The following is a 26448-nucleotide window of genomic DNA, read 5'->3' as shown; positions in this document are numbered from 1 at the left end:
ATGTGGCGGCGTGCACTGCTGATGGAGCTGGGCGGCTGGTCCGCGATGGAGGGCATGGAGGACACCGGAACCCTGATGGCCGCCTCCGCCGTGGCCACCGGCGTACTGGTCGACGCCCCGACGCTCCGATACCGCAGACATCCCGGCCAGTCCTCCCGGGGGAAGACGAATTTCGCTGGGGGGGGGGGTACAGATTTCGCTGATCAGACAGCGTGCGTCGCATCTGCTCACCCAGCCGGGCTGGAACGCGCCCCCGCCGCCCCGGAGTTGAGCGCTCATCGCGGCGTACCGCTGTGGCGGGGCTGTCGCGGAGTCGGCGCGGGACCCCGCGGAGGCGTCACGGGGCCGGCGCGGGGCCGGCGCGGAGCCGGCACGGATGAGGGTGAATGCCGGACGGCCCCGGTGCCGACCTCTTGGGTTCAAGGGGTCGGTGCCGGGGCCGCCGGGTGGTGCGGGCCTGTCGGCCCCACCGATCAGTCAGTCGACTCGGTTGGCTCAGTCGAAGGGCTGAAGGGTGATGTACGCCTTCTGCGGGTCGCCGTCGTGGACGAGCGACTCGTGGTTGGCGACATCGTCGAACGCGAAGGCGTAGGCCTTGCCGTCCTCCATCGCCTCGTGGACGAGCTTGGCGTACTCGTTGGTGACCTCGTCCTTGTAGAACTCGTCGGGGCTCGAGTCCGGCTGGTCGGAGTTGGTCAGCAGGGTGGTGCGGTGGAAGCCGGCGCACAGGGTGCGGGAGAGCGGACCACGCACCTCGTCGTTCGGGGCGTCCAGCTGCTTGTGGCAGCCGAAGATGCTGTCCGAGTCGGGCTTCTCGAAGCTGGTCACGACCTCGCCGGAGCCGTCGGTGAAGTCCATCTTGTCACCGTTGACCTTGCCGAAGTACTTGGTGTCCGGCTCGTGCCCGAACGGGGTGACCGTGAGGGTGTCGCTCTTGTACTTCTCCCAGACGCGGTCGACGTAGTCGGACATCGTGTCTTCGGGGATGTCGCCGATGCCGATGCCGTGGCCGGGGGAGAGGGCGCGCAGCGGAGTGCCGTCCTCACGCTTCTTGACCAGGCCGCCCCAACCCTCGACGGACTCCAGCTTGTTGAAGAACTCCTTGTACGCACCGGCCTTGAGCACGCCGGTGGTCTGGCTCGAACCGTCCGAGCCGTCGACGCCGACCGAGTAGGGCGCGGAGAACATGTCGACCTGGGTGCTGTTGATCCACAGGCCGGAGTCGTTGAGCGTGTACTCGGTCCAGTTGAACAGGGTGTTCGCGTTCGGGTCGTCCGGGTTCTGCACGGCGGGCTGGACGAGGCCGCCCTCGGCGAGCTTGAAGGTGAGCTTCTCGCCGTAGGAGTAGTACACCCGGCCGGAGAACTTCGGCAGCTGGAAGTCCATGGACTCGCCGGCGGCCGGGCCCTCGAAGGAGGCGTCGGGTGCCTCGGTGGGCGGGTTGCCGCCGCCGGGCCATGCGGTGAAGTTGCCATCGGCGTCGGCGTAGCCCTGCTCGCCGGTCGCCAGGTTGGTACCGATTGTGTAGATGTAGATCTGCTCGTCGGTGCCCGAGTCGTTCTTGAACGTCAGCGGGATGGTGTCGGCCGCAGCGGCCTCCGCAGTGGTGCTCGTGTCGAACGCGGTGAATCCGGCGCCGACTACGGCCGCAGCGGCCAGTGTCGCGAGCAGCTTCTTCTTGGCACGCACGCAGTTCCTCCTCGTGGGGCGGGTCTGTATGTGGGGGGCACGCGAGGGTGTCGAGCGCCGTGTGTGCACAACAGGCCTCAGGGCCGCCGGAGTTGGGGATCCGGAGGGGGCCCGGAGAGCACTCCCTTGTGAGAGCGCTCTCAGAATCACGCCCACCCCCAGCCCCGTCAACCCATGGGACGCCGATTACTCACAACTCTTGAAAGGTGGACGGTGGTTGGCCGTCCCGACCCCGTTCTCACCAGGGACGACGACAGAAGGGGTGCATTGGCCGTGATGTGCCGAATTTCCGCCTCTCCGGAGAGTGTCATCCGTCCACCGGCTCCGCGTCCCCCACTGTTCGACGCTGCGCCTGTGCGCGTTCGTTGCGCGCTCTTCCCTTCAAGCGGCGAACCAATCGGCGGCGATCTCGTTCACTCGGTGAACGCAGGGTGAGCACACTGCACGCTCCGTTCAACCGATGAACGCGCCCGTTCGCCGCTCTCGTCCCCACGGCCCCCTCGCGCAGCCCCGCCCCCGTACGGCCGTACCGGCGGACGGCGTCGACCCCCGCCGGTACGGGGAGCGTTGCCCGGCCCGCTCGGGGTGCGCACCCGTGCCCGTACGGCGGTGGGCGCGCCCCGCGCGGGGCGCGCGGGGAACTCGCCGCGCGCACCGGCCCGCGGAGTAGCGTCGGAGCATGTACGCGATCACGATTACCGAACCCGGCGGCCCCGAGGCGCTCGTCTGGTCCGAGGTGCCCGATCCCGAACTCCGCGAGGGCGAGGTGCTGGTCGACGTGGCCGCCAGCGCCGTCAACCGCGCCGACCTGCTGCAACGCCAGGGTTTCTACGACCCGCAGCCCGGCACTTCCCCCTATCCGGGACTGGAGTGCTCCGGGACAGTGGCCGAAGTGGGGCCCGGCGTCACCGGCTGGGCCGTCGGCGACGAGGTGTGCGCGCTGCTGAGCGGCGGTGGCTACGCCGAGCGGGTCGCCGTGCCCGCCGGCCAACTGCTCCCCGTACCGGCCGGAGTTGACCTGGTGACCGCCGCGGGGCTGCCCGAGGTGGTGGCCACCGTCTGGTCCAACGTCTTCATGGTCGCCCACCTCCGGCCGGGCGAGACACTGCTCGTGCACGGCGGGTCGAGCGGTATCGGCACCATGGCGATCCAGCTGGCGAAGGCGGTCGGCGCCACCGTCGCGGTGACCGCGGGGAGCGCCGCGAAGCTTGCCCGCTGCGCGGAGTTGGGCGCGGACATCACCATCAACCACCGTGAGCAGGACTTCGTCGAGGAGCTGCGCGGCGCGACCGACGGCAGGGGCGCGGACGTCATCCTCGACATCATCGGCGCCAAGTACCTGGAACGGAACATCGAAGCCCTCGCAGTCAACGGCCGGCTGGCGATCATCGGCCTCATGGGCGGTGCGAAGGGCGAGCTGAACCTCGGTGCGCTGCTGCGCAAGCGCGGCGCGATCACCGCCACCACGCTCCGCGCCCGGCCGCTCGCCGAGAAGGCCGCGATCATCGCCGCCGTGCGCGAGCACGTGTGGCCGCTGGTGGACAGTGGACGCGTCGTGCCGGTGGTCGACCGGCTGCTGCCGATGGCGGAGGCGGCGGAGGCGCACCGGGCCCTGGAGACCGGCGACCACATCGGCAAGGTGCTGCTCAGCCGCTGACCCGGCACGGGCGCACGGTGCGGCGGTTTCCCCGTACCGGGCCGGGGCCGGTACGGCTCGCGGGCCTCGCGGCGCCTGCGGGTCCCGTGGCCGACCGCGGGTCCCGCAGGCACTCGCCGCTAACTCCCGCCGCCCGGACGCCCGTTACGGCGTCCGGGCGCGCTCGTTCACTGAAGTGTCGGGCTCGGTGTCCGAGATGCCGGAAGTCGCCGGTCGTGTGACGCTCGTAACAGAGCCGACGCTCCGCGCAGCGTCCAGCGAGGTTGCGAGCTGTTCCGCGTGCCGCGTGCGACGCGGCGAGGCGGGCGGGAGGAATGGTTGCGGTGAAGGCGTACGCGGTCGGACTGGTTGCCGGAGCGATGGTGCTGGTGGCGGGCTCCGCCGCGCAGGCCGCGTCGCCCGGCCCGCCGCCAAGCGCCCCCTCTTCCTCCCGGGCCCCGGACGCCGGTGACGGCGCGTTCTTCCCCGTCCCGGACTTCCCGTTCGCGGTACCGCCCGGCCTGACCCCGCCGCCCGTCGACCCGGTGCCGGACGGCGAGACGTACGAGCAGGGCGAGCCGCTCCCCGGCACCGGCGGCACCGGCACCCCGACGCCGCCGCCCTCCTCCGGCGACGAGCCGCAGACGACCGGCGCGACCCCGGAGCCGTCCGAGCTCCGCCCCCGCTCCGGGCAGCCGGAGGACGCGGGCAACGGACCGCCGCAGGGCGCACTGAACGTGCCCGAGGCGCCGAGCACGGCAGGAGCACCGTCCGTCGCCGAGGGCCCGGACGACGGCGCGGAGGACACCCGCGCGGAAGAGAGCCTGGCGATGCGCGGCGGCGAACCGCTGCTGCCCGTGCTGCCCCTGGGCGCCGGTCTCGCCTCGCTGGGGCTCGGCCTGGCCGCGCTCGGCTACCGCCTGCGCCGCAACGCCTGACCGCCACCCGGTACGCCACGTCCTGCCCCCGGTACGCCTGCGCAGCCACGTACGAGGCCTGTCCGGCACCCGGTGACGCCCGTCCGCCACCCGGTGCGTCTGCCCGGCATCCGCGACGTGCGACCGATGCCTGACGGGCCCCGGCGCGCGCGTGCCCATGGGTCCGGGCGGCGCCGCCTTCGGCGCCGGCCCCTGCTGCGGGACCATCCGGGAACAGCCGTGGACGCCAAGGTGCAGAATGGGGGTATGACACAGCCGATGCATGAACGGTCGCAGGAGAACCCCCAGGTCCTGGTGGTCGGCCCGGACGGAATGGCTCTCGGCAGCGCCTCCGCCGGGAGCGAGGGCTCCGAGGAGGACGAGCCCCGTGAGGTGCCCGTGACGGAGATGGTCGAGCAGCCCGCGAAGGTCATGCGAATCGGCAGCATGATCAAGCAGTTGCTGGACGAGGTGAAGGCCGCGCCGCTGGACGAGGCGAGCCGGGCGAGGCTGAAGGAGATCCACGCCAGCTCGGTCAAGGAGCTCGAGGACGGACTCGCGCCGGAGCTGATCGGCGAGCTGGAGCGCATCTCGCTGCCGTTCACCGACGAGGTCGTGCCCAGCGAGTCCGAACTGCGCATCGCGCAGGCGCAGTTGGTGGGCTGGCTGGAGGGGCTTTTCCACGGCATCCAGACGACGCTGTTCGCTCAGCAGATGGCGGCCCGCACCCAGCTGGAGCAGATGCGCCGCGCACTGCCGCCGGGCGCGGCCGAGGGCCACGAGGGCGTCGACGGCGTCGAGGGCCCGGTGCGTTCCGGCCCGTACCTCTGACCCGACCCGGCCCGGGTCGACGCGCAGCTCGGTCGGCATCGCGGGGCCGGCCCCGGCCCGACGCATGAGCGGACCCGCGCCACCGGGGGAGCGCGCCGGCCTTCGACAACGCCGACCCACGGCGACCCACGCCGACAATGCAGACCCACAGACTCACGCCGACAACGCCGTACGGGCGGCCCGCAGCAGGATCGCTGCGGGCCGCCCGTACGGCGTCTGTCGTGCGTCGCCACCGGACGCGGATGCGGGTCAGGTCCAGGTGATGAGCCGCTTCGGGTGCTCCAGAACCGCCGCGACGTCCGCGAGCACCCGGGAGCCCAACTCCCCGTCCACCAGCCGGTGGTCGAAGGAGAGCGCCAGGGTGGTGACCTTGCGGGGCTTGACCTCTCCCTTGTGCACCCAGGGCTGGTCCTTGATCGCGCCGAAGGCGAGGATCGCGGACTCCCCGGGGTTGAGGATCGGTGTGCCGGTGTCGACGCCGAAGACGCCGACGTTGGTGATGGTCACCGTCCCGGCCTGCATGTCCGCCGGGGAGGTCTTGCCCTCGCGGGCGGTGGAGACCAGGTCGCTCAGGGCGGTGGACAGCTCCGGCAGCGTCTTGGTGTGCGCGTCCTTGATGTTCGGCACGATCAGACCGCGCGGGGTGGCCGCTGCGATGCCCAGGTTGACGTAGTCCTTGTAGACGATCTCCTGGTTGGCCTCGTCCCAGGACGCGTTGACGTCGGGGTTGCGGCGGATGGCGACCAGCAGGGCCTTGGCGACCAGCAGCAGCGGGTTCACCCGCAGCCCGGCCATCTCCGGATCCTCCTTGAGTCGCTTGACCAGCTTCATCGTCCGCGTCACGTCGATCGTGACGAACTCCGTCACGTGCGGCGCGGTGAAGGCGCTGCCGACCATCGCGGCGGCGGTCGCCTTCCGTACGCCCTTGACCGGCACCCGGCGCTCCCGGATCGCGGTGAGCGACTGCGGCTCGACCGCCGGCGCCTGCGAGGCCGCCGTCCGGGACGAACCCTGCTCGGCTGGCTGCGGTGCGGCCGGCGGCTGCGCGGTCGGCTGCCCCGCGGAGGCGGCGGCGTGCACGTCGTCGCGGGTGACGACGCCGTCGGGGCCGGTCGGCACGATCAGCGCCAGATCCACGCCCAGGTCCTTCGCGAGCTTGCGCACCGGCGGCTTGGCCAACGGCCTGCCCCCGTCGCGCTGTTCGCCGCCCTGTGCGGGCACCGAGGGCTGCGCGGCGGGCGGGTGGCCGGTGCCGTTGAGCTCGCCCTGCACGGCCTGCTGGGCGGCTCGCGCCGAGGCTTCGGCCGGCTCGGCGGGTGCTGGGGGTGCGGCTGCTGCCGCGCTCGCGGGCTGCTTGCGCGGACGGCGCTTGGTGGACGACGCCGCGACGCCGTAGCCGACCAGCACCGGTTCGCGCTTGGCGGGCTGTGCCTCCTCGTCGCCGTCATCGGCGGGCTCTGCCGCCGGTGCGTCCGCCGGCGCCTGGGGGGCAGCGGCGGGACCGGCGCCGGGGTCGGTGTCGACGGTGATGATCGCCGTACCGACGTCGACGGTGGTGCCCTCGCCGAAGTGCAGATCGCTGACCGTGCCGTTGAACGGGATGGGCAGCTCCACGGCGGCCTTGGCCGTCTCGACCTCGCAGACGACCTGGCCGTCGGTCACCGTGTCGCCGGGCTTGACCAGCCAGGACAGGATCTCCGCCTCGGTCAGGCCCTCGCCCACGTCCGGCATCTTGAACTCGCGGAAGCGCTGGGCGTTTCCGGTCGGTGTACTCGTCACGCTCACGACTCTCCTCAGCCCTCTCAGTACGCCAGCGCGCGGTCGACGGAGTCGAGTACGCGGTCGAGGCCGGGCAGATACTCTTCCTCGAGCCTGGCGGGCGGATACGGGGCGTGGAAGCCGCCGACGCGCAGCACCGGTGCCTCCAGGTGGTAGAAGCAGCGCTCGGTGATCCGGGCGGCGATCTCGGCTCCGCTGCCGAAGAAGACCGGCGCCTCGTGGACCACGACCAGCCGCCGGGTCTTCTCCACCGACTGCTGGATGGTGTCGAAGTCGATCGGCGACATCGAGCGCAGGTCGACGACCTCCAGCGACTTGCCCTCCTCCTCGGCCGCCTGCGCGGCCTCCAGGCAGGTCTTCACCATCGGACCGTAGGCGGCCAGCGTGAGGTCGGTGCCGGTGCGGGCGATCTTGGCCCGGTGCAGCGGCGACGGGATGGCGGAGGTGTCGACCTCGGCCTTGTCCCAGTAGCGGCGCTTGGGCTCGAAGTAGATCACCGGGTCGTTGGACTCGATGGCCTGCTGCATCATCCAGTAGGCGTCGGAGGAGTTCGAGGGCGAGACGACCTTCAACCCCGCGACGTGGGTGAACAGCGCCTCCGGGGACTCGCTGTGGTGCTCCACCGCGCCGATGCCGCCGCCGTAGGGGATGCGGATGACGACGGGCAGCTTCACCTTGCCGAGCGCACGGGCGTGCATCTTGGCGAGCTGGGTGACGATCTGGTCGTACGCGGGGAAGACGAAGCCGTCGAACTGGATCTCCACGACCGGCCGGTAGCCGCGCAGCGCGAGCCCGATCGCCGTACCGACGATGCCGGACTCGGCGAGCGGGGTGTCGATGACCCGGTCCTCGCCGAAGTCTTTCTGGAGCCCGTCGGTGACGCGGAAGACGCCGCCGAGCTTGCCGACGTCCTCGCCCATGACCAGGACCTTGGAATCGGTCTCCATGGCCTTGCGCAGGGACTCGTTGATCGCCTTGGCGAGCGGGAGTTTGGTGATGGTGTCGGCAGCCATGGTCAGTTGACCTCCTGGTGTGCGGAGTCCTCGAAGGAAGCCATGTACGCGGCGAACTGGGCGCGCTCCTCGTCCACGAGGGCGTGACCGTCGGCGTAGATGTTCTCGAAGATGGCCATGGTGTCGGGGTCGGGCATGGTGCGGATCTTCTCCCGCACGGAGAGGCCGAGCTGCTCGCTCTCCTCCTCCAGCGCGGCGAAGAACGCCTCGTCGGCCAGACCCTCGCTCTCCAGGTAGCGACGGACCCGCAGGATCGGGTCCTTGCTCTCCCAGGAGGCGCGCTCGTCGTCGGCGCGGTAGCGGGTCGGGTCGTCGGAGGTGGTGTGCGCGCCCATCCGGTAGGTGAACGCCTCGACGAGCATCGGGCCCTGGCCGGAGCGCGCGTGCGCGAGCGCCGCGCGGGTGACCGCGAGGCAGGCCAGCACGTCGTTGCCGTCGACCCGTACGCCGGGGAATCCGAAGCCCTGGGCGCGCTGGTAGATCGGCACCCGGGACTGCTTCTCGGTGGGCTCGGAGATCGCCCACTGGTTGTTCTGGCAGAAGAAGACGACGGGGGCGTTGTAGACCGCGGAGAAGGTGAACGCCTCCGCCACGTCGCCCTGGCTGGAGGCCCCGTCGCCGAAGTAGGCGATGACGGCCGCGTCGGCGCCGTCCTTGGCCACGCCCATCGCGTAGCCGGTGGCGTGCAGCGCCTGGGAGCCGATGACGATCGTGTACAGCTGGAAGTTGTTGGTGTTCGGGTCCCAGCCGCCGTTGTTCACGCCGCGGAACATGCCGAGCAGGTTGGCCGGGTCGACGCCGCGGCACCAGGCGACGCCGTGCTCGCGGTAGGTGGGGAAGACGTAGTCGTCCTCGCGCAGCGCGCGGCCGGAGCCGATCTGGGCGGCCTCCTGGCCCAGCAGCGAGGCCCACAGGCCCAGTTCGCCCTGGCGCTGGAGGCTGGTGGCCTCCGCGTCGAAGCGCCTGGTCAGGACCATGTCCCGGTACAGGCCGCGCAGTTCCTCGGCGCTGAGGTCGATCTCGTACTCGGGGTGGGTCAGGCGCTCGCCCTCGGGCGTCAGCAGCTGTACGAGCTGCGGCTCGTCCTGCCGGTGGGGCGCCGTCGCCGCGGCGTTGCGGGCCGCCGTCTTCCTGGCGGGTGCCTTCGCGCTCTTGGTGGCGCTCTTCGACACGGGCTTGGCTGGCGTCTTGCCTGCCGTCTTGCCTGCGGTCTTGGCCGCGCTCCTGGCGGGCGACTTCTTCGCCGGCGACTTGCTCGCGGCTGCCGTCGTCGCGGTCTTGGCTGACGTGCGCTTACCGCTGCTGCGACGCGCTTCGTCGCGCGCGGCAGTGCTTTCCACGGTCACGAGTGCTCCTCCGTCGGTCCGGCCCCCGGGGTCTCCGGTTGAGCCAGTGCGGCTCGCCCGGTACCGCCACGGCGCACGGGGTGGGTGCGGCGCGAAGCGTGCCGAGCGTGACAGGTGTCCATTCACCACGGCCCGCCCCAGGCACGTTACCCAGTTTCTCCCGCGGCTGTTTACGCCTTTGACCTGCGACTTTTCTTGGAAATCCAACTAGTTTTCCGCCCTTGTCGCAGCGGCCGGGAATACCACTGGTCACAGCCTTGCAAGCCCTGTGGACTAACGCACGTTAACCTGCGCCCCCGGACGACGGGAAGAGCAGAACACGGGTCAGTATGTGAGACGGAAACCGGACCAATCGCCGCAAATGACCTGAGAGCGCGATCATTTGTCGCCCTTCGCGATCAACTGAGCACCCGCAGTTGCCAAGAAATGAGCGCGCCGCGCTCACCCGGAGGAGCGACCCGCAGCAGCAGAGCCCGGCCCCCGACAGCACGCACTGTCGGGGGCCGGGCTCTGCCGGGCAGGTCGAGCGGGTGGGGCCGGAGCTACGGCCCGGAGGCGCCCACGTCGGCGCCCTGATCGGCGCCCTGGTCCGTACCCTGGTCGGTCCCCTGGTCCGTGCCCTGGTCGGTGCCTTCGTCGGTGCCGCCGTCCGCGTCGCCGTTCTGACCCTCGGTGGGGCTGCCGTCGGTGCCCTCGATGGTGCCGCCGCCGACCGGCTCGGTGGGGGAGTCGCTGGGCGTCGGGTCCCCGGTCGTCTCGGGGTCGCTGGGGGAGAAGCTGGGCGACTCGGGCGGCTTGGGCTGCCAGGTGTCCGGGTCCTCCGGAGTCTCCTCCTCGGTGGGCTCCGGGTCCTCGGGCGGCTCCTCCGAAGTCTGCGACGGCGTCGGCGACTTGCTGGGCTCGCCGCCGCCTCCGCTACCGCCGTCGCCCGTGTTGTTCATGGCGAAGAAGACGCCGGCCGCGATGGCGAGCACCGCGAAGAAGGCGATCAGCGCGTACTTGGTGCCACCGCCGCGACCGCCGCCGGCGCGCGTGGAGCCCTCGTACCCGCCGTCGTCGCGGTCGGGGCGGCCGATCAGCATCGGGGGCTGCGCGGTGGTCGGCGCGTCTCCGGGTGCCACGGCCGGGCTGCCCATCGCGGGGGTGCCGCCGGCGTGCACCGGGCCGGTGTTCCACAGGCCGCCGGTGTGGCCGCCCTGCTCCTGGAGCTGGCGCAGCGCGTACTGGGTGAGCCCGCGCATCTCCTCGGCCGACTGGAACCGGTCGTCCGGCTCCTTGGCCAGTGAACGCATCACCAGCCCGTCCAGCTCCGGCGGCACGTCCTCCATCAGCTGCGAGGGCGGGACCGGGTCGTCCTGCACGTGCTGGTACACCACCGACAGCGGGGTCTCGCCGACGAACGGCGGGCGCTGGGTGAGCAGTTCGTAGAGCAGGCAGCCGGTGGCGTAGAGGTCGGAGCGCGCGTCCACCGTCTTGCCGAGCGCCTGCTCGGGCGAGAGGTACTGCGGAGTGCCCATGACCATGCCGGTCTGGGTCATCGTCTGGGACGCGCCGTGCAGCGCACGGGCGATGCCGAAGTCCATCACCTTGACCGCGCCGGTCTCGGTGATGATGACGTTCGCCGGCTTGATGTCCCGGTGCACGATGCCGTGCTGGTGGCTGTAGGCCAGTGCTTCCAGCACGCCGGAGACGATGATCAACGCCTGGTCGGCGGGCGGGGATTCGGCGGTGAGCAGCAGGTCCCTGATGGTCCCGCCCTCGACCAGCTCCATCACGATGTACGGCACGGTCTGGCCGGCCGCCGTGTCCTCGCCGGAGTCGTAGACCGCCACCACAGCGTGGTGGTTGAGCCCGGCGACCGACTGTGCCTCGCGGGTGAAGCGGGCCTTGGAGACCGGGTCCTCGGCGAGTTCGGAGCGCAGCAGCTTCACCGCGACCGTACGGCCGAGACGCACGTCCTCGGCGGCGAAGACCTCGGCCATGCCACCGCGGCCGAGGCGTCTGGTCAGGCGGTAACGGCCGTCCCCCACAACCCCGTTGTTGCCCCAGCTTCCAGTGTGTCCCGTGGCACCGCCGTCCGGCTCGTCGGGCCCGTCGGGCCCCGAAGCGGAGTGTGTCTGTGCCATCAGTCCTCGCCGAGGTTGGAACCCGCGGGACGCGGGCGAGCGTGTGGGGGGGAGTAACGGGTCATCCAACCCGCTTCCGGTGAGGACTGGCAAGTTCGGTCCACGGCTTGGCAGGACCGAGGCTGCCGGCTCTGTCGGCCCCGCGACGTACCATGCGCGTGCGGCAGGTCACGGAACCGGTGCGCGGCTTGACTCGTCAGACCCCTCGGGCAGACTGGGGGCCTTGGGTATACCGATCAACAGCAACCGTACATGCGCAGAGCACGGTCCGTAGGGGGCTGCGGCGCCGAGGGGGAAGCAGTCAAGATGAGCGACGTCGGCGGTCAGCCAGCCAACTTCGAGGGGCGCAGTGTCGGCGGCGGCCGCTATCAGCTGGGAAGGCTGCTGGGGGCCGGAGGCATGGCCTCCGTCCACCTCGGGCACGACAACGTGCTGGATCGCCAGGTCGCGGTCAAGACCCTGCACAGCGAGCTGGGCCGGGAGGCGGCGTTCCGCGAGCGGTTCCGTCGCGAGGCGCAGTCCGTCGCCAAGCTCACCCACACCAACATCGCGGCCGTCTTCGACTCCGGCGAGGACGAGATCGACGGCGCGATGGTGCCGTTCATCGTCATGGAGTACGTCGACGGCCCGCCGCTGCGCAGCCGGCTCGACGAGGATGTCGCCCAGTTCGGCGCGATGCCGACCGACAGCGCGCTGAAGGTCACCTCGGACGTGCTGGCGGCGCTGGACACCAGCCACGAGATGGGCCTGGTCCACCGGGACATCAAGCCGGGCAACGTGATGCTGAACCGCCGCAACGTGGTGAAGGTCATGGACTTCGGCATCGCCCGTGCCATGCAGTCCGGCGTGACCTCGATGACGCAGACCGGCATGGTCGTCGGCACCCCGCAGTACCTCTCGCCCGAGCAGGCGCTCGGCCGCGGCGTGGACGCCCGCTCCGACCTCTACACGGTCGGCATCATGCTCTTCGAACTCCTCACCGGGCGGCTGCCGTTCGACGCGGACTCGCCGCTGGCGATCGCGTACGCGCACGTCCAGGAGGAGCCGGTCGCGCCCTCGACCATCAACGCCTCGATCCCGCCCGCCGTGGACGCCCTGGTCGGCCGCGCCCTGCGCAAGAACCCCAACGAGCGCTTCCCGAGCGCCGAGGCGATGCAGCAGGAAGTCGACCGCATCCGGCACTCCGGCGCCGCCTCCGGCCTCACGCCGACGATCATCGGCACCGGCCCGGCCCAGAGCGGTGCGGGCATCGCCCAGTCGGTCTTCCCGCCCGTCGGCTCGGCCACGACCCCGCCGAGCAGCACCCCGCCGCCCGGCGGTTACGCGACCCCCTCGCCCTACGGCCAGCAGGGTTACGGCACGCCGCCGCCCGGCACCGCGCCGATGGGCCAGGTCGCCTCCTACTCCGGCAGCCAGCCCGCCTACAACCAGAACAACGGCGGCACCAAGAACCTGGGCATGATCGTCGCCGCCGCGGTGACGGCGATCGTCGTGGTGGCCGCGGTCGGCATCATCATCGCGCTCAACCGCGGCGGCGACGGCGACAGCGCGGGCACCGGCGGCGGCGACAACGGCGGCTCCAGCGCGTCGGCCGGTGTCGACCCGGGCACGGACCCCGACACCGACACCGGCGCCGACCCCGACACCGGTGCCAACGGCGACGACGAGGACGACGACCCCACCGGGAAGTTCAAGGAGGGCGACAAGACTCGGACCATCGAGTCGGAGAAGTGCACCGACGCCCGCCCCTACTTCTCGGACCGCGACAAGGAAGACCCGCGGCCGACCATGCCGGACTTCGAGATCAAGCACATCGACTCGGTGAAGGCGTGCATCGAGGCGGCGGGCTGGAAGCTTGACACCGACTACTCCGAGATGGACGAGAACACCTACGGCAAGGGCACCGTGATGTCCCAGTCGCCGCGGAAGAACGGTCCGTACGACCCGAAGACCGAGATCAAGATCACCATCTCCACGGGCAAGCCCAGCAGCTGACCCGCGAACGCCGCGACACTGCGCGCCCGGAGGCCACCCGGCCTCCGGGCGCGCAGTCGTTGCGGGGTCGTTGCGCAGCCGCTGCGGGGCGGGTTGGTCGATGGGGCACCCGGGGCGGCGGTGGGTGCGGGACACCGGCTGCGGGACTGTGCGCGGGTGTGCGGGCGCGCGGGTGTGGTCCGGGCCGGGTGGGCTCGGCCGGGCCGCTCGTCGCGGGCGCGGCGCCGCCGCGCGGGCCCTGATGGCCTGCCGTCCGGATGCTGGAAGCGGCGGTGGGTGTATGGGTCTTGTATCTAAGGTGTGTGCATGCCTTCCGCCGTCTCCGACACCTCTGCCGTGCCCGCGTCCGTGAGCCCTCCCGCACCCTCCTCCGGTCGCGGCACCGACTCCCGAGGTCGCGGCGCCGGGGGCGCCTCCGAGGCGTCCGGCGCCGCCCGTGCCGACGGCGCCGCCCGTCCGGCGCGCCCCCAGCCCGCCGCGGAGCGGGTCTACGCACACGTCAAGCAGGCGGTGCTGGAACGCCGTTACGCGGGTGGGGAGTTGCTGACCGAGGGCGAGCTCGCCGAGGCCGTCGGAGTCTCCCGCACCCCGGTCCGGGAGGCGCTGCTGCGGCTCGAGGCAGAGGGCCTGCTGAGGCTCTACCCGAAGAAGGGCGCGCTCGTACTGCCGGTCTCCGCCCGGGAGATCGCCGACGTGTTGGAGACCCGGATGCTGGTCGAGGTGCACGCGGCCCGCACGGCCGTACCGCTGGCGCCGAGCGTGCTGGCGGAGCTGGAGGAGCTGCTGGAGCGGCAGCGGCGGCTCGCCGAGGAGGGCGACCTGGCCGAAGTGGCGGTCACCGACCGGTGCTTCCACGCGACCCTGGTGCGCGCCACCGGCAACGAGATCCTGGCCCGTCTCTACGACCAGCTGCGCGACCGGCAGTTGCGGATGGGGGTGGCCGTGATGCACGCCCACCCCGAACGCATCGCCAAGAACATCGCCGAGCACACCGAGATCCTGCGGGCGCTCAGGGACAGCGACACCGAGGCCGCGGTCGCGGCCGTGCAGGGCCATGTCGGCTCCGTGGAGCGGCTGCTGCGGGACGAGGACGTGCGATGAGCCGCAAGGACCCGGTGCGCCAGGAGCTGCGGCTGCCCGGCGACCCGCCCGGCGGCGCACGGGCGGTCCGGGTCTGGGGTCTGGGCGTCGCGGTCTACTTCGTCGCGATCACCTACCGCACCAGCCTGGGCGTGGCCGGTATCGAGGCCGCCGAGCGGTTCGAGATCAACGCCTCGGCGCTCTCCACCTTCTCCATCCTCCAACTGCTCGTCTACGCGGGCATGCAGATACCCGTCGGCCTGCTCGTCGACCGGTGGGGGACGAAGAAGACGCTGGCGGTCGGCGTGGTGCTGTTCACCGTCGGCCAGTTCGGCTTCGCGCTCGCCGACTCCTACGCGGTGGCGCTCGCCTCGCGCGCGCTGCTCGGCTGCGGCGACGCGATGACGTTCATCAGCGTGCTGCGGCTCGGCTCCCGCTGGTTCCCGGCCAGGCGGGGCCCGTTGGTGGCGCAGATCGCCGCGCTCTTCGGCATGGCCGGCAACCTCGTGACCACGCTCGTGCTCGCCAGAACGCTGAGCGCGGTCGGCTGGACCCCGACCTTCGCGGGCAGCGCGCTCGCCGGGGTCCTGATGCTGGTGCTGGTGCTGCTCTTCCTCAAGGACCACCCGCCGGGCTGCGCACCGCCGCCGGTGACGTACGGCGGCGGCTACGTGCGTCGGCAGATCAGCTCCGCCTGGCGGGAGCCGGGCACCCGGCTGGGCATGTGGGTGCACTTCACCACGCAGTTCCCGGGGATGGTCTTCCTGCTGCTGTGGGGGCTGCCGTTCCTGGTCGAGGCGCAGGGCCGGACCATGGCCGAGGCCGGCACCCTGCTGACGCTGATCGTGCTCTCCAACATGGGCATCGGCCTGGTCTTCGGCCAGGCCATCGCCCGCCGCCAGGAGGCCCGTACGCCCATCGTGCTCGGTGTGATCGGCAGTACGGCGCTGCTGTGGGCCGCGGTGCTGGCCTGGCCGGGGCAGGCGCCGACCTGGCTGCTGGTGACGCTCTGCCTGGTGCTGGGGGCCTGCGGGCCCGCGTCCCTGGTCGGCTTCGACTACTCCAGGCCCGCGAACCCGGCCGACCGCCAGGGCACCGCCTCCGGCATCGTCAACATGGGCGGCTTCATCGCCTCCATGACGACGCTGCTCGCCGTCGGCGCGCTGCTCGACCTGACCGGGGACAACTTCCGGATCGCCTTCGCCTCGGTCTTCGTGCTCCAGGCGCTGGGGCTGAGCCAGATACTGCGGCTGCGGCGCAGCGCGCGGCTGCGCGAGCGCGAACGGCTGGTCGCCAGCCGGGTGACGGCCGTGCACGTACCGGCGTGAGCGGCGCCGGTACGGGGCGTCGGCCGCGGCGAACGACGGCCGCGGGCCGCTCCGGGCGCGGGCGGTGCGACGGCCGGCGCGTGAGCGGCCCGGGGGAGCCGGCCGGCACGGGGCCTCTGGCCGCGGCCCGACGGGCTGGGCAGCGACAGCCGGCGGGCGTTCGGGGTTACGGGGTGACGGCGAAGTTGGCGAGGATCGCCCTCGCCAGTTCCTCGTCGCCCTCGATCTTGACCCGGTCCCGTACCGCTTCCGGCTTCACCCGGCCGCAGGCGAGCCGCAGATAGGTCTCCCAGTCCAGCGTGAAGGTGACCGCGGGGCCGAGCGAGGGACTGCTGTTCACCGAGGCGTTCCCCTCGGCGTCGACCCGGACGGTGCGCATGAACTCCAGCGGACCGTGCACGTCGAAGACGACCGCGCAGTTGTTGGGCGCACCCGCCCGCTTGGCGACGACCTTGGGCAGCCCGTGGACCAGGATGTCGCGGGCGATGTACGCGGCGGCCGAGTCCATGTTGCCCGGGTTGCGCAGCGCGCGGCGCATGTCCTGCTCGTGCACCCACACGTCGAAGGCGCGCAGCCGCAGCAGCGTCTCCAGGGTGATCTCGCCGCCGCCGGGCAGCACCGACCGCACCTTGGCGTCGGGCGTGCGCTTCTCGTTGCGCAGCTGGCGGTTGCGGCGGATGACGGTGTACTCCAGCTCGCTGGTCATCTCGGCGGCGGTGTGGTGCCGCCGCACGTCGACCTGGACCTCCATGTGGCGGGTCGACTCGTCCGTCACGTGGTAGATGTCGCGCGGCAGGGTGTGGATCGGGCGCGGGTCGCCCAGCAGCTCGGTCTCGACGCCGATGATGTGCGACAGCACGTCGCGCACGGACCAACCCGGGCATTCGGTACGGCGGTTCCATTCGCTGTGCGCGAGCGGTTGGACGAGCTCGGCTATCGCGTCGATGGAGTGAGTCCAGGCGTCAACGTACGGTTGAAGACTCGGATGCTCGGTCACGGGGCCCCTCATGACTGCGGTACGGATCATTCGTTCGCGGTGTGGGTGCTCTCAAGTTAGTCTGCGGTCGGGCACCCGGAAGTGCTTTTGCGTGACGATCGTAGGACGTATTCCTACGAGGCGTTCGCCCCCCTTCGACCATGGACGGTGGTACCGTGCGCGCCTCCCTCCTCCAGATCGCCGTGAAGCCGGATGAATCGGTCAATTCGCGGCGGTTGCGGGCTGTTTCGCTGGTGGAAGAACAGTCCGAATCCGACCTTGTCGTCCTTCCGGAGCTCTGGCCGGTGGGTGCCTTCGCCTTCGATCGCTTCGACGAGGCGGCCGAATCGGCGGTCGACGGGCCGACCGCCGAACTGTTGGGGGCGGCTGCCGAGCGGGCCGGGGTCTGGCTGCACGCGGGCTCCGTGGTGGAGCGGGACGCGGACGGCACGCTCTACAACACCTCTCTCGTTTTCAGCCCCGCCGGTGAGTCGGTCGGCCGCTACCGCAAGATTCACCGGTTCGGGTTCGACCGCGGCGAGGCCGCGCTGATGGGCGCCGGTGCCGAGCCGGTCACCGTCGACACCGGTCGGGCGGTGCTGGGCCTCGCGACCTGTTACGACCTGCGCTTCCCCGAGCTGTTCCGGTCCCTGACCGACGCGGGCGCCCAGATCCTGGTCGTGCCCGCCGGCTGGCCCGCCAAGCGCGCGGCCCACTGGGACCTGCTGCTGCGCGCCCGCGCGGTGGAGAATCAGGCGTACGTCCTGGGCTGCGGCACGGCCGGCAGCAACGGCGGCGCCCCGCAGGCCGGTCGCAGCGCGATCATCGACCCCTGGGGCGAAACCCTCGCTGCCGCCGAGGAGTTGGACGGCGACGGCGACGGCGCGGCTGACAGTGGTGGCCGGACCGGCGCGGACGGCCGGACCGGCGTGGACGGTCGGACCGGCGGCGGTGTCGGTGGAGGGGCGCGCGAGCAGGTCGTGACGGCCGAGCTGGATCTCGCCGCGCTGGCCCGTACCCGCGAGGAGTTCCCCGCGCTCAAGGACCGCGTACTGCGCTGACGCGCCCCCGCGCGCGTCCGACGGAGAACGCCCCCCGACTGTCGCGCACCTCTTCCGTATTTCTCCCGTCCGCGCCTTCTCCTGGCCTCGCGCAATTCCTTGAAATCCGTATCGACTACCCCGTCCGGCGCCGTGTATTGGCGTGAAACAGTCTCTTTCCCGTTCTGCCCGAACGTTTCGTTGGTGTCGGGTATTGTGAGTCTCGGATACGGGATAATTCATCGACCCGGTCAGGTTCCGATCGATTCGTGTTGCTCCGGTGGCGCATGGTGCGGCAAGGGGTGATCGACGTCGAACGATGCGTTCCCGCAAAGGTGTTGTCGGCGCCCGGAACCGGGGTCGTCGGCCGGTGTCGGTGGCGGAAAGAGTTCGCCCTCCTTTTCGGTCGTCGGTTCGAATTGTCGGTGCGGATTCTGCGTCAATGCGCCCGCGGTCGGCGATTCCTCGAACGGATGACCGCTCTTTTTTCGTGAGTCCGAGGCGTGGTTGTATGCGATTCCGGCCGGAATTCTTCGACCGGATCCACCTTTTATGAGGGAGGAAACATGGAGAAGGCGACGAACGAGCAGAACATCGTCGACGAGCTCGACAGCCTCGACAGCCTCGAGGTGCTGGAGGCGGACGACCTGGACGAGGGCGTCGCATTCCACGCGTTCCGCTTCAAGAACATCGTCTGAGCCGGACGGTTCGCGAATCCGTCGGCCCGGCACCCCGTCCCGCGCGGATGCCGGGAGCCGGGCCGACGGCCTGCCTCTTCCGTCGGGCCGCCCGGCCCGGCCCTGCCCGTCCGACCGCCGACCCGTCGGCTGCCCGCCCGACCGCCGGTCGACCCGCTCCGGTCGTACGGCGCGTACCGCCCGGCACACGCCGTACGTGCGGTGCGGTGCGATGCAGGCCGGGCGAGCGGACGCTCCGCGCGAACAGCGCGCCCCGCACGACCCGTTCCGCCCGTCCCGTCCCGGACTTCGCCAACCACCCGCCACGCGTACCGTGTTGACCGCGGTCGCCGCGAGAAAGGTCTCCTCCTTCCGTGAGGATCTATCTGCGACTGCTCGGTCGTCGGCGCTTCGGCGCGCTCTGTCTCGGTCAGGCCGTCTCCCTCGTCGGGGACGCACTGTTCCCCATCCTTGTGGTGGTCGCGGCAGCGGAGTCGGGCACTCCCGCCGAGACCATCGGGGCGGTCTTCGCCGCCCGTTTCCTCGCCCTCGGTGGCGTGGTGCTCTTCAGCGGCGCGCTGCTGGACCGGCTGAACCCCGTCACGGCGGCGGTGGTGGCCGACTCCTCGCGGGTGGTGGCGCTGCTCGTGCTCGCCCTGTTCTGGAGCGGCCGGCTGGACGCGCTGGTGCTGGCGGTCGCCGTGCTCGTGGGCCTGTGCGAGGCGGTGAGCGAACCGGCGCTGCTGCTGATCGCGCCGCGTACGGTCGGGCGGCCCGTCGCCGGGGAGAACGCGGACCCAGCCGCGAAGGAAGCCGAAGTCACCGCGGTCTACGGCCTGTTGGAAGGTATGCGCAACATCGCGGGCATCGCCGGCCCGTCGATCGCGGCCGGACTGGTGGCAGCGCTCAGCCCGTCCGCGGGCGCGGTCGCGGCGGCGATCGCCTTCGGCGTCTCGGCGGTCGCGACGCGCTGGGCCGGCGCCCGTTGGACACAGAGCCGTCGTGCGGAGGCAACGGCCCCGGACGCGGACGGACCCGACGGACAGGGACCCGACGGGCAGGCACCCGACGGGCAGGCACCCGACGGGCAGGGGACCGACGACCGGACCGGGCGGAGTGACGGGGACGAGCCGCTGTGGCGTACGGCGGTGGGCGGCCTGGCCGCGCTGTGGCGGGTGCGCTGGTTGCGGCACATGCAGATCCTCGCCGTGGTGCACGTACTGCTGGCGGTCGGCCCGTGGATGGTGGCGCTGCCGGTGCTGGTGATCGAACGCGGGCACAGCGCCTCCGTGTACGCCGTGGTGCTGGGCGCGTTCGCCGCCGGGACGGTGGCGGGCGCTCTGCTCGGCGGCCGGATCACCGGCCCGCGCCGGGGGTTGTACTCCCTGGCGCTGTTGGCGCTCTTCGGGCTCACCGCGATGTCCCTGGTCCTGACCGACTTCCTCCCCCTGGTGATCGCCGCGTTCGTGGTCGGCGGCGTCGGCCAACAGGCGTTCGACGTGGTGAAGATGGCCGGGCTGCGTCGCGACATTCCCGAATCCCTGCACGGCCGGGCGTTCTCCGCCGACTTCTTCTTCTCCTTCGCCTCGCTGCCGCTGGGCCAGGCCATCGGCGCGCTCCTGCTGAGGTTCGTCAGCGCCGAGAACATCATGCTCTGGGCCGGAGTCCTGGTGGTGGTGACGAGCTGCGCGGCGATGGCCGGCGCGGACGCCCGCCGGTTCGCCTCCGCCACGTCCGCGCCGGAAGCGGACCGCGCCGCCGCACCGAGGCCCGCCGCACCGAGGCCCGCCGCACCGAGGCCCGGCGCATCGAAATCCGCCGCACCGGAGACTCCCGCGTCCGAGCCTTCCGCGCGCGGTGCGGGGGACTCCGGGAGTGCGGACGCAGCCGTCGGCGCCGAACTGCGGGAGGAGCGCGAGGATGCCGCCAGGGGTTGACCTCTTCGAGGAGCACGGCGAAGTCGCGGCGCTGTGGCCGCAACGGATCTACCACGGCCGTACGGTCGTCTGCTTCGACCGCCATCTCGATCTGAAGCCGCTCGCTCCCGGTGGCGCCGAGGCGCTGCGGGCGGCGGCCTCGGCAGGGGAGGACCCGGCCGCGCTGGTGCGCCGGCTGCCGGTCCGCGGAGTGCCCGGAGCGTTCGGCCTGGACGACTTCTGGACCGCGGCGGCGATCGCCGGCGACCTGAAGTCCCTGGTCTGGGTGCCGAGTTGGCGCTCACACCCGGGCTGGTGGTCGACGGCGACCGATGCCGTCTCACTGATCGCCGTACGCCCGACAGCTCCGTACGACGCGACCCCGCGCGACGCGTACGACGCGACCCCGCGCGACGCGTACGTCCCGCACGACTCGTACGACGACGCCGTGGACCCCGCGCCGCGTGCGCGTGCCTGCTGTCTCTCGGTCACCCTGTGCGGGGTGCGGCTGGCCGTCGTCCCGCCCGATCTCCTCGCCGAGCACCGCCGCCGGCATCTGCGCGGCGACGTCGTGGTGGACATCGATCTGGACTGGCTGGTCGACGAGCACGGGCGGCTCGACCACGAGGTGGACGACCTCGCCGAGCTGGTCTCGCTGTGCGGCGGCGAGCTCTCCGCGATGACCTGGTCGACCCGTTCGGGCTTCCTGCCCGCCGAGTTCCGCCGGGTCGGCAGGGACGTCGCCCGACGGCTGGGGCTGCGCACCCGGGAGTCCTCCTATCTGCCCGCCACGCCCTGGCCGGAGGACGTGCTGCTGAACGTGCACCGCGGCGTCGTGCCACCGGAGTTCACCACCGATTCGCAGGAGCCGGTCGCCGAGGGCGTGGCGATCGCGCTGCGCGGGCTGGCCGCCGCCGCGCACGATCCGGGCGCGGCCCACGAGGCGTACGAGCGGGCCGCGGCGCACGGCTACCGCTCCAGCTGGCTCGCCTACCGAACCGGCATCGCGCACTACCTGGCCGGCGACCACGGCTCCGCCCGCACCCGCCTGCGCCGCGCGGTGGAGATCGACCCGGCGGACACCTTGGCGATGCACGCGCGCATCCTCGCCGCGCGAGCCACCGCCCGGATCGACGGCCCGCGGCCGGCGCTGGCCGAACTGTCGTCGCTGGCACGGGAGTTGCCACTGCGCGCGGGGGTCTGGCGCACGGTGCGGGTGCTGGCGGAGGCCGTCGGCGAGCCTGAGCTGACGCAGGAGGCCGAGGGAGCGCTGCGGCGCATCCGGCGGCTCGGTGTGCCGGAGGAACCGGCGGAGAGGGCGGACCGATGACGGATGTGCTGCTGGTGATGCCGCCGGTGAGTGAGGCGGTGCAGTTCCCCTACCTGGCGCTGCCGCAGCTCACGGCGGCCTGGCGTGCCCAGGGGTACACGGTGCGGTGTGTCGATCTGAACCTGGAGTACCGCGATGCGGTGCTCCGCAGGGACGCCGACCCTGACCGGCCCGACGCGGGTCCCGTCGACCCCGGCGCAGGCCCTGCCGGGTCCGCGGACCTCCCCCGTGCCGCCGAGCCCGCCGCTCCCGAGCCCGCCGCCGAGGCCGCCGCTCCCGTGCCCGCCGCTGCCGTGCCCACTGCTCCCGTGCCCGCTGCCGGTAGCGGCGGTACGGGTCCGGGCGCGGGGGACGTCTACCGGCAGGTCAGTGAGCGCTACCGGTCCCACCACGGCGAGCGGCTGCTCGACCGTTCCCGGGACCGTTCGGCACCCGAGGTGCAGGCCATGGCGATCCGCGCGACCGGCCGGTACGTGGCCCTGCGCGCCGCCGCCGACGGCTGGCTGGTCAAGGATCCGCTGCCGCTGGGGGAGTTGGAGGAGCGGGTGCGTACGAGCCTGCACCACTGGTCCGCCCGGTGGTGCGGGCGACGGCTGCGGGAGCTGATCGACGAGCACCGGCCCAAGGTGCTGGCGTTCACGGTGCCGTTCTTCAGCCAGGTGGTGCCGGTGCTCTCGCTCGCCGTCCGGCTCAAGGAGCAGGGGGTCGCGGTGCCGGTGATGGTCGGAGGGCCCACGGTGCAGATGTGGGCGAAGCTGTTGCGCTCGCGGCTTCCGGCCGCCGCGGCGGTCGACCACTGGTGCACCGGGCACGGCGAGGCGTACCTGGCCAGGGTGATGCCGCCGGACGCCGACCGGCCGGTGGACGAGGTTCCCACCGCTCCGGGCGGCCTCGCGGACGGCTTCCGCATCAATGACCAACAGGCTCCGGAATTCCGTCAGTTCGACCTGCTGCGGTACGCCAACGAGGCGTGGCAGTTCCCCTACCGGCTCACTCTGGGCTGCTACTGGGGCAAGTGCAGTTTCTGCTCGTACGGCAACCGCTACCACGACGACCGTGCCTTCCAGCAGCTGGCACCGGGTCGAGCAGCCGATCAACTCGTCGCGCTGGCGGGCGAGTTGGGGATTACGGATGTCGCCATCGCGGACGAGAACACCGGGCTGCGGCATCTGGTTCGGGTGATGGAGGAGGTGAGCCTGCGCGGTGTCGACCTCACCTTCCGCGTACGCGCACGGCTGGAGCCGGCGCTCGCCGACCCGCTCTTCGCCCGGACGCTGCGCGAGTTGGGCTGTGTGCAGATCTCCACCGGATTCGAGTCCTCGCACCAGGAGTTGCTCGACTTCGTCCGCAAGGGCCAGGACCCGGTCGCGGCCGAGCAGGCGGTCGCCAACCTCACCGCCGCGGGAATCACGACCAACCTCTCCTTCATGGACGGCTACGACCACCCCGCCGCGGCCGAGGGCTTCCTCGCCACCTCGGGGACCATCCGGCGCAACGCCGCGACCATGGGCCTGGACACCATGCAGTTGCTGGTCGCCGAACCGGGCAGCCATCTGTGGGCCTCGCGCTGGGTCGCGCCGGACGACGAATTCCTGGTGACCAACGAGGGGTTGGCCTTCGCGGCCGGCCGTATCGGTGCCGCGCTCGGCAGCCCCGCCGAGGCGGAGGAGGCCAGGGAGCGGCTGCTGCGGATGACCGTCGAGGCGGTGCCGGACGCGGAGCGTCGCGCCAGACCCGATCTCGCGCCCGCCTCAGCCTTCCCGGCCTCCGCGTCGTCATCGCCCGCCGGCGGGCCGGACCGACCCGTGCCCACGGACTCCGACGAGCCGCTGCGGGCCTGGCCGCGTGCGGGGGTGGCGCTGGAGACGGTGCGAAGACGGCGCGTACTGGCCGATATCGCCTGGCCGCGGATGGCAGCCGTGCCGCAGGCCGTGGTGTGCACCGACGACGGCGCCCTGGAGGCGGTCGGCCCGCGGGAACGCAACTGGCTGAACCGGATGCTCCACAAACGCCTGCTGGTGACGGATCGCAAGGAAGCGGAGGTCTTCTGATGGAGAGACTGGGGCTCGGACTGGGGCTCGACCTCGTCTGGGGCGAACGCATCGGCTTCGAGCGCGAGGGCGGCGGCCGACCGACCGACCGGGTCCGCGCCCATCTGGAGCGGTACGCGTCGGAGTACGACTACATGTTCGTCGCCTTCCAGCCGATCGACTACGGGCCGCTCGACGCCGCCCGCTACCACCGGGCGTACGACAGCGTCTTCGAGCTCTTCGGCGAGGGGCGTCCGCGCGCGTTCCACCAGACGATGCTGAACACCGGCACCCCCGAGGGCTACGAGAAGAAGGTCGTCGCCGACTTCACCAACGCGCTGACCGAGCGCTACGGGTTCCGGTGGATCATCGAGGATCTGGGCATCTGGTCGCTGGCCGGGCGGAGCCTGCCCTACCCGATGCCGCCGGTGCTGACCGAGGAGGGGCTGCGGCGCGCGGTGGCCACGGTGGGCGAGTGGGTCGAGCTGCTGGACGCACCGCTGTCGGTGGAGTTCCCCGGGTTCACCGAGGGCGGCAGCTTCCTGGTGGGCACCCTGGACGCCTTCGACTTCTACGCCACCGTCGTACGTGAGAGCGGCGCGCTCGCCACCATCGACGTCGGACACGTCCTCGCCTACCAGTGGCTGAAGGGCCGCACTGGCGAACGGATGTTCGACGGATTGGAGGCGCTGCCGCTGGAGCGCTGCCACGAGGTGCACCTGTCGGGCTGTCAGATCGTGGACGGCCGCTTCCGCGACCTGCACCACGGTGTGCTGCTCGACGAGCAACTCGCCCTGCTGGAACACCTGTTGCCCAGAATGCCCCGGCTGGCCGGGGTGACCTACGAGGATCCCAAGTTCGACGCCGACGGCGAGCTGGTGGCCAAGTCCCGTCCCAACGCGGAGCGGCTCGCCCAGATCGTCCGGCAGTGGAAGGAGCCCACCCGTGACCACAGTTGACGATCCGCCCACCGGCAACCCCGCGGAGGAGCCGGGCCCGGCAGACGGCGCGGACGGTGCGAACGGCGCGGACGGTGCGACGGCCAAGGAGGTCGTGGCCGGCGCGGGCAGTGCGTCCCTGGCGGACGGTGCGGAGGCCGAGGTCGTCGCGGGGCTGCACGAGCGGACCCTGCGCGTGCTCGACCGGCTGCTGTACGACGCCCGCTTCCGGGAGACCTTCGTGAGCGGCGGCCCGCGCAGCATCGAACTCGGCCTGGAAGCGGACCTGTTGGACGCCTTCGACCTCGTCGACACCCGTGAGCTGGTCCAGGTCGGCCGCAACATCCGCAGCGACGTCACCTCCGGCGGCACCGGTACGGGGCTGGGCCTGGCCCGTACCTTTCCGCGCACGCTGCGGGCGGTGCGCGAGCGGGGCGGGGGCGGACTGAAGGAGGTGGCGGAGGAGTTCATCGCCTCGCCGTCGTTCCAGGAGTTCCGCGATGTGCCGTTCTCCCCGCGCGGACGCGGCCGTACGCTCCCGGAGTGCTTCCACCGCTGGGTGGCCGACCACCCCCGGCACACCAGGCAGGGCTCGCTGGAGCCGCTGGCGTACCACGAGGCCGCCGAGGCGGTCGTACGGACGGTCTCCACCGGAGCAGACGCCACCTTCGACGTGGGGATGCCCGGCGCCGCCCGGCACGGCGACACGCTCTGCATCTTCCGCGACTACGCGTCCGCGCCGCCGGTGTGGAAGCTGCGGCCGACGATATACCTGGCCGGGAACAGCCGCTGCGTGGTGGGCGGCGTGAGCCCAGCGGTCTACGGCGGCCTGGTCGCGGTCCTGGGCGGAAGGGCCGAGTCCCTGCCGGTACGGGTGCGGGAGGCGCTGGAGCGGCGGCTGCGGAACTGGGGGCTGCGATGAGCGACAACACCCGGGCGTTCGCGGCCACTTGGTCCGCACCGGTGCCGGAGAGCGAGCGGCTGGACATCGCCGCCTTCTACGAACACGTCTGGCGCAGGCGTCCGATGGTCTGGCGCGGCTGCGGCGCCGACTTCCTCTCGCCGCCCCTGGACTGGGAACGCGTCGCCGAGGTGGAACGGCTGCCGGTGCGCGAGCTCGGGGCAGCCGAGGCGCGGCTGAGCCCCGACCGGACCGTCCTGTTCGTGAACCAGGCCCAGCACGCGGTGCCCGAACTGGACGCCGCCTGCCTGGCGTTGGCAGAGGAGTTCGGCTGGGAGGAGTGCACCGCCGACCTCTCGGTCACCAGGGAACAGGGCGCCGGCATCGGCTGCCACTTCGACCACAGCGACAACTTCGTGGTCCAGCAGCAGGGCAGCAAGAGCTGGCGGGTCGGGCTGCCGTCCGACACCGCACCGCGCCGGCAACGTGCCCGGATGCTGGAGGCCAAGGGGTTCGTGCCCTCCGGCACGCTGCCGCCCGAGGTGCCGCAGGTGCGGCTGGAGCCCGGTGACGTGCTGTATCTGCCGCTCTTCGCCCCGCACGAGGGCGTGGAGAGCGCGTCGGAGGAGGGCTCGATCAGCGTCTCCTTCTCCTGCAACGCCCGCAGCGCGCTGGGCAGTTGGATGGGCCCACTGATGCGGCGGCTCTCCCTGGAGCCGGAGTGGTGGGGGCCCGTTCCGCTGGACGGACCCGACCCGGGCCGACTGTCCGCAGCACTGCACCGCGCCTTCGAGGACGTTCTCGGGCAGGCGGGGAGCCGGGACGGCGGCGACCGCGCGCCGGTGCCCACCGCCCGACCGGACACCTCGCCACCACCGCCCGCGCCCACCGCCGACTGAC

General features: G+C 71.8%; 20 protein-coding genes. 14 read left to right on the top strand and 6 right to left on the bottom strand.

Annotation, left to right across the window (positions count from 1 at the left end; translation table 11 throughout):
- Nucleotides 1-495: 495 nt before the first annotated feature.
- Nucleotides 496-1689 (bottom strand): glycoside hydrolase family 64 protein, encoded by a 1194-nt coding sequence (locus JGS22_RS08070; protein ID WP_211042867.1) that lies wholly within the window; start codon nucleotides 1687-1689, stop codon nucleotides 496-498.
- Between the two features lie 679 nt (nucleotides 1690-2368).
- Between JGS22_RS08070 and JGS22_RS08065 the strand changes: the two genes are divergently transcribed.
- The 3 genes from JGS22_RS08065 to JGS22_RS08055 all read left to right on the top strand — a co-directional run bounded on the left by JGS22_RS08065 (nucleotide 2369) and on the right by JGS22_RS08055 (nucleotide 5073).
- Nucleotides 2369-3346: an NAD(P)H-quinone oxidoreductase gene (locus JGS22_RS08065; RefSeq protein ID WP_211039348.1), complete on the top strand. Its 978-nt coding sequence runs from the start codon at nucleotides 2369-2371 to the stop codon at nucleotides 3344-3346.
- Between the two features lie 314 nt (nucleotides 3347-3660).
- On the top strand, nucleotides 3661-4263 hold the full coding sequence (locus tag JGS22_RS08060) for a hypothetical protein (RefSeq protein WP_216814887.1): 603 nt from the start codon (nucleotides 3661-3663) through the stop codon (nucleotides 4261-4263).
- A 246-nt stretch (nucleotides 4264-4509) separates the two neighbouring features.
- Nucleotides 4510-5073, top strand: coding sequence for a bacterial proteasome activator family protein (locus JGS22_RS08055; RefSeq protein ID WP_211039350.1), 564 nt, complete (start codon nucleotides 4510-4512; stop codon nucleotides 5071-5073).
- A gap of 249 nt (nucleotides 5074-5322) precedes the next feature.
- Here JGS22_RS08055 and JGS22_RS08050 read toward each other — a convergent pair whose 3' ends face one another.
- The 4 genes from JGS22_RS08050 to JGS22_RS08035 form a co-directional block, all read right to left on the bottom strand.
- Nucleotides 5323-6804, bottom strand: coding sequence for a dihydrolipoamide acetyltransferase family protein (locus JGS22_RS08050; RefSeq protein ID WP_211039382.1), 1482 nt, complete (start codon nucleotides 6802-6804; stop codon nucleotides 5323-5325).
- Nucleotides 6805-6875: 71 nt separating this feature from the next.
- Nucleotides 6876-7865 carry an alpha-ketoacid dehydrogenase subunit beta gene (locus JGS22_RS08045; protein ID WP_211039351.1) on the bottom strand — a complete coding sequence of 330 codons (990 nt, stop codon included), beginning with the start codon at nucleotides 7863-7865 and terminating at the stop codon, nucleotides 6876-6878.
- A 2-nt stretch (nucleotides 7866-7867) separates the two neighbouring features.
- Complete coding sequence (gene pdhA, locus JGS22_RS08040) at nucleotides 7868-9211, bottom strand: pyruvate dehydrogenase (acetyl-transferring) E1 component subunit alpha (RefSeq protein ID WP_211039352.1); 1344 nt, start codon at nucleotides 9209-9211, stop codon at nucleotides 7868-7870.
- Between the two features lie 542 nt (nucleotides 9212-9753).
- Complete coding sequence (locus JGS22_RS08035) at nucleotides 9754-11337, bottom strand: protein kinase domain-containing protein (RefSeq protein WP_211039353.1); 1584 nt, start codon at nucleotides 11335-11337, stop codon at nucleotides 9754-9756.
- A 306-nt stretch (nucleotides 11338-11643) separates the two neighbouring features.
- Here JGS22_RS08035 and JGS22_RS08030 point away from each other — a divergent pair, with 306 nt between their 5' ends.
- The 3 genes from JGS22_RS08030 to JGS22_RS08020 all read left to right on the top strand — a co-directional run bounded on the left by JGS22_RS08030 (nucleotide 11644) and on the right by JGS22_RS08020 (nucleotide 15740).
- Nucleotides 11644-13332, top strand: coding sequence for a protein kinase domain-containing protein (locus tag JGS22_RS08030; RefSeq protein WP_211039354.1), 1689 nt, complete (start codon nucleotides 11644-11646; stop codon nucleotides 13330-13332).
- Nucleotides 13333-13638: 306 nt separating this feature from the next.
- Entirely contained in the window at nucleotides 13639-14433 is a 795-nt protein-coding gene (locus JGS22_RS08025) for a GntR family transcriptional regulator (RefSeq protein ID WP_211039355.1), read from the top strand.
- On the top strand, nucleotides 14430-15740 hold the full coding sequence (locus JGS22_RS08020) for an MFS transporter (protein ID WP_211039356.1): 1311 nt from the start codon (nucleotides 14430-14432) through the stop codon (nucleotides 15738-15740). The genes JGS22_RS08025 and JGS22_RS08020 overlap by 4 nt, the downstream gene beginning before the upstream one ends.
- 166 nt (nucleotides 15741-15906) lie before the next feature.
- Here the strand turns inward: JGS22_RS08020 and JGS22_RS08015 are convergent, their stop codons facing one another.
- Complete coding sequence (locus JGS22_RS08015; RefSeq protein WP_211039357.1) at nucleotides 15907-16737, bottom strand: maleylpyruvate isomerase family mycothiol-dependent enzyme; 831 nt, start codon at nucleotides 16735-16737, stop codon at nucleotides 15907-15909.
- Nucleotides 16738-16892: 155 nt separating this feature from the next.
- Here JGS22_RS08015 and JGS22_RS08010 point away from each other — a divergent pair, with 155 nt between their 5' ends.
- From JGS22_RS08010 to JGS22_RS07980, 8 genes are all read left to right on the top strand, one after another.
- A complete protein-coding gene (locus JGS22_RS08010; protein WP_211039383.1) occupies nucleotides 16893-17777 on the top strand; it encodes a carbon-nitrogen family hydrolase in 885 nt (294 codons plus the stop codon).
- 545 nt (nucleotides 17778-18322) lie between these two features.
- The gene (locus JGS22_RS26790) at nucleotides 18323-18454 is read left to right on the top strand and encodes a hypothetical protein (RefSeq protein WP_268980889.1); all 132 of its coding nucleotides are present in this window, start codon (nucleotides 18323-18325) and stop codon (nucleotides 18452-18454) included.
- A gap of 353 nt (nucleotides 18455-18807) precedes the next feature.
- Nucleotides 18808-20370, top strand: a complete 1563-nt coding sequence (locus tag JGS22_RS08005) for an MFS transporter (protein WP_211039358.1) — start codon at nucleotides 18808-18810, stop codon at nucleotides 20368-20370.
- Nucleotides 20354-21679, top strand: a complete 1326-nt coding sequence (locus tag JGS22_RS08000; protein WP_216814886.1) for a tetratricopeptide repeat protein — start codon at nucleotides 20354-20356, stop codon at nucleotides 21677-21679. The genes JGS22_RS08005 and JGS22_RS08000 overlap by 17 nt, the downstream gene beginning before the upstream one ends.
- A complete protein-coding gene (locus JGS22_RS07995; protein ID WP_211039360.1) occupies nucleotides 21676-23730 on the top strand; it encodes a B12-binding domain-containing radical SAM protein in 2055 nt (684 codons plus the stop codon). The genes JGS22_RS08000 and JGS22_RS07995 overlap by 4 nt, the downstream gene beginning before the upstream one ends.
- Nucleotides 23730-24668, top strand: coding sequence for a multinuclear nonheme iron-dependent oxidase (locus JGS22_RS07990; protein ID WP_211039361.1), 939 nt, complete (start codon nucleotides 23730-23732; stop codon nucleotides 24666-24668). The genes JGS22_RS07995 and JGS22_RS07990 overlap by 1 nt, the downstream gene beginning before the upstream one ends.
- Nucleotides 24655-25569 (top strand): hypothetical protein, encoded by a 915-nt coding sequence (locus JGS22_RS07985; protein ID WP_211039362.1) that lies wholly within the window; start codon nucleotides 24655-24657, stop codon nucleotides 25567-25569. The genes JGS22_RS07990 and JGS22_RS07985 overlap by 14 nt, the downstream gene beginning before the upstream one ends.
- Nucleotides 25566-26447 carry a JmjC domain-containing protein gene (locus JGS22_RS07980; protein ID WP_211039363.1) on the top strand — a complete coding sequence of 294 codons (882 nt, stop codon included), beginning with the start codon at nucleotides 25566-25568 and terminating at the stop codon, nucleotides 26445-26447. The genes JGS22_RS07985 and JGS22_RS07980 overlap by 4 nt, the downstream gene beginning before the upstream one ends.
- Nucleotide 26448: the final 1 nt, after the last annotated feature.

Source organism: Streptomyces tardus (assembly GCF_018101125.2).
GTDB lineage: Bacteria > Actinomycetota > Actinomycetes > Streptomycetales > Streptomycetaceae > Streptomyces > Streptomyces tardus.
Note: the sequence above shows the minus strand (reverse complement) of the source record. Positions and strands in the feature narration are given on the sequence as shown.